At 52.3% G+C, this 13,871-nt stretch carries 10 protein-coding genes; 1 reads left to right on the top strand and 9 read right to left on the bottom strand.

Translation table 11 applies throughout. The features are described from left to right. Positions 1-19 precede the first annotated feature (19 nt). The 9 genes from S101446_RS03860 to S101446_RS17625 form a co-directional block, all read right to left on the bottom strand. A complete protein-coding gene (locus S101446_RS03860) occupies positions 20-1,762 on the bottom strand; it encodes an aromatic amino acid ammonia-lyase (RefSeq protein ID WP_087607669.1) in 1,743 nt (580 codons plus the stop codon). Further along, positions 1,762-3,894: a TonB-dependent receptor gene (locus S101446_RS03855; protein ID WP_161804118.1), complete on the bottom strand. Its 2,133-nt coding sequence runs from the start codon at positions 3,892-3,894 to the stop codon at positions 1,762-1,764. Before S101446_RS03855 ends, S101446_RS03860 begins: the two co-directional genes overlap by 1 nt. Positions 3,895-4,509: 615 nt before the next feature. Then, the gene (locus S101446_RS03850) at positions 4,510-5,346 is read right to left on the bottom strand and encodes a hypothetical protein (protein WP_157684812.1); all 837 of its coding nucleotides are present in this window, start codon (positions 5,344-5,346) and stop codon (positions 4,510-4,512) included. 448 nt (positions 5,347-5,794) lie between these two features. Further along, positions 5,795-7,003: an MFS transporter gene (locus S101446_RS03845; RefSeq protein WP_087607666.1), complete on the bottom strand. Its 1,209-nt coding sequence runs from the start codon at positions 7,001-7,003 to the stop codon at positions 5,795-5,797. Between the two features lie 520 nt (positions 7,004-7,523). After that, positions 7,524-8,423, bottom strand: coding sequence for a bifunctional methylenetetrahydrofolate dehydrogenase/methenyltetrahydrofolate cyclohydrolase FolD (gene folD, locus S101446_RS03835; RefSeq protein WP_087607664.1), 900 nt, complete (start codon positions 8,421-8,423; stop codon positions 7,524-7,526). A 180-nt stretch (positions 8,424-8,603) separates the two neighbouring features. Continuing rightward, positions 8,604-8,786 carry a formyltransferase family protein gene (locus tag S101446_RS18745; protein ID WP_408884642.1) on the bottom strand — a complete coding sequence of 61 codons (183 nt, stop codon included), beginning with the start codon at positions 8,784-8,786 and terminating at the stop codon, positions 8,604-8,606. A gap of 482 nt (positions 8,787-9,268) precedes the next feature. Beyond that, complete coding sequence (locus S101446_RS03825; protein WP_087607662.1) at positions 9,269-10,159, bottom strand: pirin family protein; 891 nt, start codon at positions 10,157-10,159, stop codon at positions 9,269-9,271. 528 nt (positions 10,160-10,687) lie between these two features. After that, positions 10,688-11,509, bottom strand: a complete 822-nt coding sequence (locus S101446_RS03820; RefSeq protein WP_087607661.1) for a sulfotransferase family 2 domain-containing protein — start codon at positions 11,507-11,509, stop codon at positions 10,688-10,690. A 306-nt stretch (positions 11,510-11,815) separates the two neighbouring features. Further along, a complete protein-coding gene (locus S101446_RS17625) occupies positions 11,816-11,989 on the bottom strand; it encodes a hypothetical protein (RefSeq protein ID WP_157684810.1) in 174 nt (57 codons plus the stop codon). Between the two features lie 739 nt (positions 11,990-12,728). On the opposite strand from S101446_RS17625, the gene S101446_RS03810 reads away from it, so the two are divergent. Beyond that, complete coding sequence (locus S101446_RS03810; RefSeq protein ID WP_087607660.1) at positions 12,729-13,784, top strand: AAA family ATPase; 1,056 nt, start codon at positions 12,729-12,731, stop codon at positions 13,782-13,784. Positions 13,785-13,871: the final 87 nt, after the last annotated feature.

Here is a 13,871-nt window from a genome sequence, read left to right as displayed (position 1 = left end):
GGATATGGCCGACCGGTATTCAAGGGGCCTGTTCCATGACAGGAGGGGTATCAGGCATAAGGACCGCCGGATCGTATGTGGTCAGGAACGCCATGCGCGCGGATGGTCCCCGGGGCAGGAGATCGCAGGCCTTGCGTGACGTTGGCCCGAATGTCCTCCTGGCGTCCTGAATCCCCCGCAGCACCATCCAGCTGCATCCCTGATTCATATCCATTGCAAGCAGGTGCATCGTATCGGTGACGGTCTGTTGCAGCCGCACTGTCTTCAGGTAGGTCTGGGCCTGTAGATCCTCCACCGTGGCGATGATCGCATTCCCTTCAGGCGGGACCGGGTTCAGTTGTCCCTGCACGTCCTGAAAAACGTCCGCGGCGGCATAGCCAATACGGGAACCGAAATATTCCCTGTACTGTGCATCATTCAGAACGTTGCGGGGACTGACAATCGTGAAGAACGGATTTTCAAACCGGTATATCCGCTGGGTGATCGCGACATCCATGTTGCCCAGCGCGATTGTAAAGGCTTCCACCTGATTGGCCAGCGGATAGGGATCCCAGTTGGCGTTCGACAGGATATAGCCATGCAGGTGCCGGTCCGCGTCACTGCCATGAACGTAATACTGCATCATCTGCGGCGTGGACAGTTCCCACGAATCATCGGGCGAAACCCCGACGCGTATGGCCGGATTATGATCGGAACTGTTCAGTTCGATCTGCACGGTATGCTGCAGTTCGGACCATGACTGCCACGCGGCCCCCTGCCTGATGGATGAAGCGCGCAGGCTTTCGGGGTCCTGTATGACACGGTGCGGGTCCGCATCGAACAGGTAACTTCCCCGCAGCAATTGCATGACCCGCTTCGCATCCCAGTTCAGCCAGCGATAGGGATGGCCGGCCTGTACCGGCGCGCTAAGCGGGGTCACGCTGCTGTTCATGCCCTGCAGGTCGATTGCCAGCGTCAGGTCGGCCCAGTCCAGCGCGCGTCGGCCTTCCTCGACAGCAAAGGCCGCGCGGGCAACGGCATAGGCATCCGAACTGATCAGTGCGGCATCATCCGCGCCAAAGGGTTTGAGGGGTGTCAGGCCGGCCTTGTGCAGGGCGTCGGCCGCACTCATGCGCACGCCGTTGTAATAGGCGTCCCCCACGCCAACCATGGTCGCGGCAATCCCGCACAGGATCCGCAGGTCCCCTTCCCCCAACGATCCACGCAGCGGGAGCACCGGCGTGATGCGATGGTTCAGCAGGTCCTGCAGCATCCGGGTCAAGGCGGGACTGGCGGCCTCGTAAGTCATTGTGTTCGCGCGGATGGCCATCACGGCACGGACAAGGGCCTCATCCTGCACTTCGGGCTCACCTGGTACGGGGGCTTCTTCCTGGAAGCGTTGCAACTGGATTTTTTCCAGCAGCCTGTGATTGTTTGCCTCCAGCGGGTCGCCTTTGAATATCCAGTTTTCCCGCTTGTCGCCGGCGCCACGATTGAACCAGTAAACCGCCATTCCTTCACGTGCTGCCTCCAGCAGAAGGTCAAAGGCGTCATGCGAGCGCTGGGCCGCTTCGGGGGACAGGCTGACCTTCGCCCCGTCACGCGCTATATGCATCAGGTCAGACAGTGTCATGTCATGGCCCGTCAGGACAACGGACTCCACGCCGGAAACAGGGCTGATCGGTTCCCACGCCCGGGCGGCCATCGTCAGTTCCAGTTGCAACGCAAACGCGCTGGTGGCCAGAACTGCTGCGCGGGTGGCAGATTTCAGGAAACCACCCATCAGAAATGTGCCGCCAGGGTGCCGAAGAACTGCCTCGGCGCGCCAGGCATGAAGGACTGGTAGTCGCCCTGCACGGGATTTCCTTCCTCACCGACCACGGCAATCCAGTGCTGGTCCAGCAGGTTATAGACGTTGAGCTGCAGGTTCAGGTTCTTCAGGATACCAAAGCTGCCGAAATCGTAGCGCACGCCCAGGTTCGTAATGAAGTAATGCGGTGCTGAAACCGTGTTCATGTAATCGACATAGCGGTGGCCGACATAGTTTTCATCAATATCGAATGTCAGGCCCTTGTAACGGTAGGTCAGCTGGCTCTTCCACATCAGCATCGGCATGTTGGGGGCCTGCTTGCCCCGCACACGGACCTCGCCGGACGCAGTGTTGTAGTTGTTGTCATATGTTTCACGGTTCCAGCTGAAGCTGTTGTAGAGTGAAATGTGATGCGGGAAATGGACCGTTCCACTCAGTTCCAGTCCGTTCATGGTCACACTGCCGACATTCTGGACAGTGGAAACGGAGTTGATGATCGTGCCCTCGGCCAGCGCGATCAGGCGGTTGGCAAAATTGACCCGATAGCCCGTAATCAGTCCGTCAAACCATTTGCGGTGCATGCGGTAACCGGCTTCGTAGACCCAGGCTGTCTGCGGCCGGAGGTTTCGTTCCTGGGCGGCGAATGCGCTCGCGTCGGTGGTGCCAAAAGCGGATCCCTGATTCCATCCGCTGAAATCGTAGCCACTCATGTTTTTTGAAATATCAAAAAAGAATTCGTCATTGCGCGTTATTTTCCAGTTGCCGCTAATCTGTGGCAGTGCTGGCGCTTCGGCGGTCAGGCCGCCATCGGGCAGGGAACTCTGCCCGGTGAATGCCGGATTGTTCAGGATGACATGGCTGTGCGTGGTATCGATCAGGGTCTTGAAGCCGGCATTGATCTGCAGGTTTGGCAGAATATGATATGTGTCGGCCATGTAGAACTGGAATGTATTGGTATTGAATGCATAATCCCATTCATTCATGAACGCTGACCTTGGATTGCGCCATGTATAGGGGCTGAGTGGCGCCCCCTGCCCCAGTACGGGTTCTTCCCACAGGGCGCGATCCTGCTCGTAATCGTTATTTTCATACCATATGCCGGCATGAAATTCATTGCGCTTCGTTTTCCATGTAATATGGCTGTTAAAACCGAAGCGGCGCCCGTATTCGTTTCGACCCTGCATGGCCAGGGGCGCACCGTTAGGCGATGATTCGTAAGGCGTGACCCATGTGCTGAAACCGTTATCGGCAATGGCATATCCTGTCGTGCGCCATTCCAGCCCATGGCCAAGGCGGGTATTGATGGTTGTCGAACCGACAAAATCACGCCGCAGCCCGGATCCCGCATAATAGGCGGCATCCATTGGATCATTGGTTTTGGCGACCTGCGAACTGAACTGGCCCTGTGCCGCATGATACGCGGCGGCATAGTTGGGATAGTAGTTATCCCAGTTTGAACCAAGGACATTGATATAGTTCATCGACAGATCCTGGTAATCGATCTCCTTGCGTGAACTCCAGTCAAAGAACGTTGTCCAGGTTGTGTTCTCACCAAAGGGCTGGACCAGTTTCGCATTGATCTGATCGTATTCGTTCCGTCCCGACCCTTTCCATTTATCAAGGGTCGAATGTGCGTATGCAATATAGAATCGTGTCCCCGACCTGTTCAATGCACCGCTGTCATAACGTGCAAAAGTACGGAATGTGGAATTGCTTCCGAAGGTCTGCTGAAGGGTTCCCCCCTGTTTCATTTCGGGATCACCGGAATAGAACTGGATCGTACCACCAAGGTTGCTGGAGGACGGGACTTCCACCGACCCCGCCCCCTGGGATACTGTCGTCCTTCTGATATTTTCGGATATGATCGCGCGGTTTATATTCAGGCCGCGTTCACTGTCATATTCCATCGGACCGAGTGGAATATCATCCAGAGTAAAACCGAGCTGGTCCTGATCGAAACCGCGCACGGTCATGCGCGTCGACCATTCGTAGGCGCCAAACGGATCTGCGGACATGAAATTCACGCTTGGCAGACGTTGCAGCATCTTCATTGCACTGGTGCCCGGTGCGGCCCGCGATAGTTCCGCAGACGAGATTGTTACCATCTGCCGGGTCGAGCCCCCCCCGAACACCCGAATTTCCTCGGATCGGGAGGGTGCCAGATCCCGCTGGGCCCGCGTACGATGATGCGTGGCGGCACTATTACTTGTTGTTGTATTTTCTGTTGTATCTGTTGTGCGGCCAGTCTGATGAATTGCCGTGGACGAAGTCTGTGACTGCGCCTGCCCCGAACGGTGATAGAGTAAAAAAGGCAGGGTCGCGAGAACAATAGATGACCTATAGGTGATAAGCCTCATGGAACTTCCCCGTATTTTTCGGACCACTTCGGTAAAACTGGTAAATATATACAGTATAAGAATTTATTATTGTTTTATCGTAACGAACATTTATGACGGTTTTTATTCAGCATGAACGCAGTCCACATTGCAAGAAATTTTAATATCCATAGGAAAATAGTTTTCCTCGTGTTGAATTTTGGCAATGACATACGTCCATGCGGAAATAGATTTCCATGAATGGAGAAATATAAAATTTATTAAAAAATAAGGGGTTGCGACATTATGTGTCGTAACCCCTTATCATATGTTCTCTAATTCCAAAGAAATTCATATCATGAAATAATAACCCAATAATTCCCGGGTAGAAAAATCATGCCCGGTTCATGATATATGCCGCGCATCCACCAGGTCGCGATTAACCTGCGATTCCTCATGCGAAACCGGTCCGCGCCGCAACAGGTCATTCAGATCATTCAGATCATTGGTGACATGTTCCATGGCATGTAATACTTCCTGCGCAGTCGCATTAAGCGGCAGTTCATCCATCAATTCCTGAAGGCGGCGCTTGGCGACCCAGGCACGATGCCGTGCCCATTCCGCTGGGGCGCAGGCTTGTTCCAGCATATAATTGACGTCATTGATCGACCCTTCGGTCGGCCTGATCCAGTCAAACCAGTTCGGATCGGGCACCTTGACGTTGGTTGAAACATAACTTTGTACCAGGCTGGCCCGTTCACCAAGTTCTTCCAGACGTGATGCGCGGTGGAAGACGGCGCTTCCCTGCATATAACAGGCATAACCTGGCCCGGCGAAATCTGGCGTGATGATCCGATCTTCGGGAATGCCTGCGCCTGAACGCATCAGCTTCCATCCCTCTTCGCGGGTTCCGTCGAAAATCTGGAACCGCCCGCCCCTGATCTTGTTAGGATCATGGACCATTAGTACCCAGTCAAATGCCGTTGCGTCATGATGCCATGTATCGACTTCCTTCCGTAATTCCTTTGGCTGGAAGTTCATATGCCCTTGCTGGTGCGTTATCGTATGTGGCACCAGTTGAGTATGGAACATTTCTGAAAAGAATTCTGTAATTTCGGGTGAAAGGCACAGATCCCGGACAAAGCGGGAGCGGTGTGTCGTGCCCCGCAGTGTCGCCGGCACGCGTGCACCATGTGTGTTATGACGGATGAACGGGTGCAGCTTGCGCGTAATGTCCGCCATGACTGCAATGCCTTCGTCAGACAGCAGCCGCGCGGCACTGGTCGCCGCGACAGGCGATGCGAAACGCGATATGACTTTTTCGTCATAGCCCAGATCCGAGAGCATCCAGATCCTGTCCGGGCGTTCAAGCTGTAGGTGAATGGCCGGATCGAATTCGGGTTCGTCCTCGATGACGAATTCATAACCTTCCGGCAGTGATGCAGGGTAAATATTATCTTCTGGCAGCATGTTGGCAGATTCCCTTGCTACTTCGGCATGGTTGCTGGATTATAAATCAGAATGCGTTCATTACACCTGTTGTTTATTTTATATTGTATTCTATGCGGCCTGGACATCATCAGTCGTTGCAGGATAGCGGGGCAAGTCCTGACCGGATTCCGTGGCACCTGAACTTTTTTCTTACGTAATGACCCTATCAGTTATTTCGAATAGGTCTCTATTAATTTTTCTAATTGAGTGTCGGAGCGATCTGGTCCCGCGCCACGGCATGATTGTGAAATGCGCGACTTACCAAGGGCATACAGACCGGCAATGTCATGATGCATGATATGAACCCTGCAATGCCAAGCATGGAATAGGAACTGACATCAACCAGAAAGCCCCCCATCAACGCACCGACGGCATAGGCGATACGGTCACAGCTTCCCCCCATGGCCCCCACCTTGCCAGTAGGATCCAGCCCCGCCGCTGCCCCCAGCAGGTAGGCATAGGCGATCATGACGAAAATCCAGTAAGAAATGATGCCAAGGCAATATATGACCGTATTCCACGCCAGTCCGGTCAGCAAAAAGGATAGCGCCGTTCCTATTATGCCAAACAGAAGTGGAAGCCTCCGATTGATATGGCCGGCAATTACGGCCCCAAAGACATTGGACAGGAAACCTGCGATAATACCGGCGGACGACAGTAAGACGATCACGCTTTCCTTGACATGAATCGACTGTCCTATGCCATCGACAAAAGACCAGACAATACCTGATCCGATGGAATATCCTGCCCACATTATCAATATGGGTATGGTGCCGACTACATATCCAGGCCATTCTATCTTTAATGGTTTCTTTTTCTGGATATCGTTGTTCTTATGTCCCAGGAAAGACAGGAATGGCATAAGGACAGCGACAACCAGAATAATGCTCATGAACGGACCACGCTGACCGAGCCATGCAGTGGTCCATGGTATTGTCATTACAGTTGATACGGTCACCACCGCGCCTCCGCCGCAGCTTATGGAATAGATTCGATCGGGATTCCTGAGGGCCGATACCCGGGAGATGAAGGCCGAGAAGATAACGCCAAACCCGCATCCACTCAGTATGGAACAGCCCCACAGGTAAGGCACCGAGGACGGCCCCAGATAGATCATTATTTGCGCGGCAATAACGATTAATGCCCCCCCGAATGCCAGACGGCCATGGATGGGCGCTCCCAGAAAAGGCACAACCATAAGCATGGCGAGAGACAAGGAAGAGATTTCAAAAAAACCGAACATTCCTGCGGCCGAGGCAGATATATGGAATCCTTCGATCAGGGAATTGGTCTGGAACGGCATCATGGTTGATCCCAGATGCGAAATACCTGATCCAATACTGGCGCTTACCGCCAGACGTATATTATCGCGCGTACTGGATGACGAAATATTGAAATTGTCTACCATTTCTGCTTTTCCCTGTTGGTGCGGTTTCATTACCTTACGAGAAAGCGTAAACCTCCTGGTTCCCCACGACTGATCCCCGCATGTGAAGGGAGACGGCGATCACGACGCAGGTCGTGGCCCCAAGGGCAGTCGGCACGGCAATACGCAACAATATGTTATTATACCGGAACAGATAATTTGTAGACGCACCAAAATCGTTCTGGATAATAGGCATCGCGTGTCCAGATACCCGGATTGCTGCAGGAACGACGGGGAATATTTATATGGATGCCGCTCCGGATATTCAATAATAGTTACATTAACGATTCGTTTTTTATTCTTGTCGATGGTTGCCTGCCGCCCTTTCTCACCATGATGCAGCCATCATGTCCCTTCATAAACAGATGACTCTTGCGCATGGGATCAAACCTGAGGGTTCCAAAGGGAAGAATGCTGTCAGTCATCATTATGATGCCCCAAATGTTATAACGGCATAACAGTCTATTCACTATAAATAAAAGGATATGCTCTTTTTTCGAAATTATGCCTGCCCATTTCCCGTTTCAATACCTTTTTGTGCGGCCTGAAGTGTATTGTGTAGCAGGCAGGCGATTGTCATCGGCCCTACCCCGCCCGGCACGGGCGTAATGGCGCCTGCGACTTCCGCCACTTCATTAAACGCTACATCGCCCACAATATGGGAGCCGGTCTGGTCATGTACGCGGTTGATGCCGACATCAATGACGGTAGCACCCGGTTTGATCCATGATCGCCTGACAAGGCCCGGATGTCCCGCAGCAACAATGACGATATCCGCACGGCGCGTTTCTGCCGCCACGTCATGTGTCGCGAGATGTGTAATAACAACCGTACAGTTCTCCCTCAGCAGCAGTTGGGCCATGGGTCGGCCAACAATATTGGAACACCCGATCACGACCGCATGCAGCCCGGACAGGTCTTTCCGCTCGGCCCTGAGCAGCATGAGACAGCCCAGCGGCGTACAGGGGATGAAGCCATCATGACGCCCAACGGCCAGTTTCCCGATATTGGTAACATGAAATCCGTCTACATCCTTATGGGGATCGATCTGGTCCAAGACTTTTGAAACATCAATATGGCGCGGCAGGGGAAGCTGAACCAGTATGCCGTGAACCTGTTCATCAGCGTTGAGCCTGGCGATAAGATCCAGCAGTTCCGCCTGTGGTGTGGAGGCCGGCAGCCTGTGAACAAATGACCGCATTCCGACTGACATCGTCTGGCGGGCCTTGCTGCGCACATAGATATCGCTTGCGGGGTCATCACCAACCAAAATGACCGCAAGGCCGGGCACGCAATCGTGGCTTGCCTGCAATCGCGCAACATCAGCTGCGATCTGCTGTCTCAGGCCTGCGGCGAAAGCCTTGCCATCTATCAGGTGGGCCGAGATGTTTTGCATATGCATTTCGTCTATTCCGCGATCACGTCAATCAAAAGGTCAGGATGTAAAAACGATTGTCTTGTTACCGTTCACGATGGTACACTGTTCAATGTGGTACCGCGCCGCGCTTTGGCTGGACATGCTGTTCAATATCCCTTGCTATTTGGATCTGTTCGTTTGGCGTATCTGCCTGAGAAATATGTTTTATGTCTTGTTCGATAATGATGAGGGGCCTCCATCAAGATCACTGGTCACGTAATGAACCGTGCTGTCATTCAGTTTTGTCCCCTGCTCGAATGCTTGGTGATGGGGTCGCCTTTCCTTGAAAACAGGCAGAAAAGAATGACGGGTACTGACGCATCGTCCTGACAGTTTATTGGCTGGCATCGGCATGTAACAGCCCGGTATGACTGGTTCAGCGCTGCTCTGGGCCATAACTTCAAAAATGCGCGCTTTCTACTGACTTCATCTGGCATATCGCCATGCCACATAAGCTGCCAGACCACCTGCTTTCGTAGTGTCGACTTCAGAACGGAAAAGATGGAATATCCATCCCTTCTCATCATCAATAATTCAATTTGTTATCGAAACGATAGGTAAAGACTTTCGCATCAAGGTAACGATAAATCTCACTTATAGTATAGCAGTATTCCGTTCCGCGGGCTTCCTTGCTCTCCTTCTACCATGCCTGTTTTCCTGCAACCTGTGATCGTGGATAACGGAATTCATGGAGAAAGTCTGTTATGACACCACGACAACAGCCTTAGCGCTACAGTTGCGTTTTATGGTGTGAGCGGGCGCCACTATCTGCGTTATCGCCTGGACCATACCGTCCACACGTTGGTCAACAGACAGACCGGAAATGGCCGTTATGACATCGGTGGCGGTGACGTATCGGTTGAAGGAAGCGGAATAAATTCGTCGTGGTCCGCCTCGGGCAATTTCATCCGCCCGGCCTGCCAGTCCTCGGCAGCTTCCGTCAGCCGCTTCTTTGAGGAACTGACGAAATTCCAGAACAGGAACCGCTCACCGATCGGTTCGCCGCCCAGCACCATGGCTGTCGTCGGTTCCATGGCCTGAAAGGACGATGCATCGGACGTCAGCACGAGCATCTGTCCCGCCCCGTACCGCTCCCCGCCGATCTCGACTGCTCCCGTGGCGATGTAAAGGGCACGCTCCGCGTAACCGGAAGGAATTTCCGCCCTTGCACCCGCCTCGAGTTCGAGATGGGCATAAAAAAGTGGGGAATGCGTTCGCGCTGCTGCCGTCAGACCATAGGCTTCCCCTGCGATCAGTTGCCCCCGTATGCCCTCTCCATCCCATTGCGGCAGGTCATCCCCTTCATGATGCGAGAAGGACGGCATCGTTTCCTCGGCCCCATCAGGAAGCGCGACCCAGGCCTGAATTCCATGTAGGTGGTCCCCAACCGCCCTTGCCTTCTCGAAGCGTTCACTATGTGTGATCCCGCTGCCTGCCGTCATCCAGTTGACTTCCTGCGGCCTTATCGCCTGTTCGGACCCCAGGCTGTCGCGGTGCATGACTTCACCTGAAAACAGATAGGTAACAGTCGACAGGCCGATATGCGGATGAGGCCGCACATCAACGCTACGGTCGACCCCGGCGGCCAGATCCAGTGGCCCCATATGATCGAAGAAGATAAAGGGCCCGATCATCCGTCGCCGCGCGAAGGGCAGGACACGACCCACTTCCAGTCCCCCGCCCAGACTGCGGCGGCGCTGTTTGATCAGCATATCAATCATGGGGTTCCCTTTATTTCATAGCCGGCGTGTGGAAACATCCTTCTGATGCTTTTCTTGGCAATGCAGGATTTGCTTGGCCGCTGTCAGCAGGATATTATTGGCCCCAGCACACTTTGTTTTCCAGCGTCGCGCACGTGGAATAAGGGGTTGAATACAGGCGTATTGGTATTCGGGTCGGCCCAGTTGATATGTGAAAACTCGACACAACCAATCGTATCGACCGGCATGTACAGGGTTTCTGTGTTCCTGGAAGGTTCGGTCCTGATATTTTCTACAAAATACGGTTTTCCGGGCAAAAGCGTTTATTCTCGCGGGCCAATTCCCCCTGTTGTTCGGCTGCCGGTTCGGTCGTTGGCCATGATGAACCGTCGGGACAGGTGAAGGCAATGATGAACAACTGGAATGCGGTTGAAGGTTCAGGCCACGATTCTGTTCGAGCGGTCGCGGAAGTTTCCTGATAATATGCTGGTACATTCTCGGTATGGCCTGCGCGCTGCGTTTATTTCAAATAAGATAAAAGGTTTCAAACTACAGGCCACGCCAACTATCTTTTTCATAACCAAATAGATCAAAATCCTTTTTATATATTTCGTATACGGTATTTGCCACCTCCTCTGTGAGATATTTTTTGTTTCTTCGTACTTTATTGTCGCAGATATCAGATTCCATACTTATTTCTATGCCGAACAATTCTTTCCACACGATGGGGATCTTTTGATTAAAATCTTCAAGCTTAATTATTTCACTAATGTTTATAATGTCGGCAAGGTTTAATGCGTGTTGGCTGATCCAGTGTTTGTCTCTGTGTTCTTCTGGCGTATGTTTTACAAATTCTACGAAATCGGCTATACTTATCTCTAAAAGTGATTCGACTATTTTTTTGTTTCCAAAATTTTCGCGTAGCTTTTTAAATAATATTTCTCGTTTTATCCATTTGAAAAAATCCGTTTCCTGCTTCGGAGTGTTTGCTATCTTATCCACATAAGCCGAGACAAATCTATCATAAGGGTTTCGACAGAATGTAATGATTTTTACATTTTTTCTATTTAAAACCTCGCGCCCGTTGATAACCAAGGCTTCGAATGATATGGCATGTATCAGATTTCTTTCTGTCCAATTATCCATATAATATTCGGGGTTTATAGATGAAATATCACCCCAGAATGTTTGTATCAGCAGATGCTTGAGCGTTGTGCATCCAACTTTTTCCAAAAACAGAAAAAATACATCCTCCCGAGGTGTTTTTAAAAAATGTTCATCCAAAGATAGATTTCCACCAGGCCTGGCCTGTATCTCCATCATGAGAGATGGGACGTCTTTTTTATTTAAAAACGAGAAAATTGAATTCATGGATATATTTCTCATTTTAAGGTCGATATTGTGTGTAAATTATATTTTAAATTTTAAAGGAAATATGCAAAAAAAATAGAACATCACGAAATGTTTTGTCAGGGCCTGTTGGGAATTATCGTGAATTGATAATTGCGGCTACGAGATAGATCATGGCTGCAAATGATCCATCCGTCTTGTCGCTTCGCATGGCGATGCGCTTGAACCCCTTGAAATTGCAGGAAAAGTTCTCGATGAGATGGCGCACTTTGAACAGCATTCCATCGAACGGGCGTCTGTCGAGGCGGTTCCCGCACTGGAGGATGATCACACAGGCCCCTTGCACAGTATGGTGTCCACGATCCAGTGGGCGTCGAATGCCCTATCGGCAAGAATGCTCCTGAAATCCGCTGGCTCAAAAAGTGGAGCAACCCCAACCGTATCGTAATACTGGCCGGGGATGAGAGGAAAGTGGACCAGATTGCCCAGGGCGTCGGTCATGGCGATAATTCATGGTTGACCATTCCGTCACACTGCATCCGATCATCTGTTCTTCGGTCCGGCTTTCGCCTCCTGTCCGTGCTATCCATAATACCGCCCTTGATGAAAAGACGTTTATCCTTCTCGCCGCGTCCCCAATCCGTTTTCTTGCCAAGACACAGGGGGAGCCATTTTCGCCCGTCAATACAAAGCGATCCATGCAGGTTGTGAATCACATCAAGGCTCCTGAGAAAACTTAATTCCTAATGGACCCTAATAACCCAATCACGAAAGATACTTTGCGCCATAAGATTGCAGTCACATCACGATCTCCGGGCTGTACTGCGTCTGGCAGTAGGAAAGATGGGATCGAAGCGGCACATGGCGGTCGATACCCCTCCCTATCTGACATAATCACTTCCAGACTGACACAAATCCAATAGCGGCTGGGGGCTTTGCATATGACAGCGTCGACCACGGGTTCGTCGGGCCACAAACCGGGTTTTCCCCCTGCCCGGTCAGTTGGCCCATGTGTTGCGTAGTCTTCCCGGTTCGATCCGGCATGACAGGGACATTGTCCCATTGTTCCCGGCGCTGATTAACTTTATTTAATTTTATTTTTTAATTCGGGCGCGTATAAGGGAAGCTGGTCTTCTTATTTTGCGCGCTTCCTTTTGGAAGCGCCAGTGCGACGGTGCAACGCCGTTCAGGGATTGTGGAAGGGGCCGTAATCTCTCATCATGCACTTCGGGAGGCATCTGTGGCAGACAACAGCCATAATCCGGACGATATTCTCAGCGCATTCATTGACAGCAACAGCGATGCTGCCGTTTCTTCATTTTTCGATATCGAGACGTGCGTGACCCCGCCAGGCGCGGATGCGGTCTGTATCGACACGCATTGCACGTCCGTCGCCCCACTGGCGTCACGCACCGGTTTTGCCGATAATGAACGGCTGTCGGAACGCTACTGCTATCTGCTTGATCCGCTTCCGGGCTGGCCTGTCATCGAACGGCCGGAAGTCATCTATGAAACCCTGATCGCGGAATTCCCCAATTTTGGGGAAGCCATCGACTACATATGCTCGTTTGCGTGCATCAGCCGTCATGGCAAGGTGCCTTTCACCTTCCCACCGCTGCTACTGGATGGGCCGCCGGGTATCGGCAAGACGCGTTTTGCCATGCGGGTTGCCCATCTGTGCAACGCAGGGTTCGACATGCTGAACTGCAGCGGCATGAGCGGGACCATGGCCCTGCTGGGGTCGGAGCAGGGGTATTCCGAAGCCCGCGCGGGATTTTATGCGAATACGTTCAAGAAGACCGAGTTGATCAATAACATCATCCTGCTTGACGAAGTGGAAAAGATGGGGATCGACAGCCGTGGTGGCGATCCATATGCAGCGCTCCTGCCGCTGCTGGAACGCGAAACCGCATCCGTGCATATGGATAACTGCCTGCAGGAAAGCATAAACCTGGGGTATCTGTCCTATATCATGACATCCAACAATACCCACGCCATTCCGGAACCGATGATGACGCGCGTGCGGATGCTGGCCATAGCCGCCCCCGACAGTTCGCAACTCGACAGGATCGTGCCGGGGGTCATCAAGGACGTGACAAAGCGCTACAACCTGGGCAACCTTGAATTCGTCCCGGACATGGATGAGATCAGGCAGGTGTACAGGCAGAACCACAACCTGCGCGAACTGCAGGCCGTGATCGAATACCAGATCCGCGCATCGCTGTGGCAACCACGCAGCGAGCGGATTCCCTATACCGGTTCGGTAGAAAAATCCGCCATGGGCTTCGGACGCTAGGTATCTGTCCCGGGGTTTGATGGTGCGTTATTTTCACACGATTGAAAGAAAGCGTACGGGACAGATACGTCATGGCGGCGCCGCGAT

The organism is Komagataeibacter europaeus, assembly GCF_002173515.1.
Lineage (GTDB): Bacteria > Pseudomonadota > Alphaproteobacteria > Acetobacterales > Acetobacteraceae > Komagataeibacter > Komagataeibacter europaeus.
This window is presented reverse-complemented; position numbering and strand designations above follow the sequence as displayed.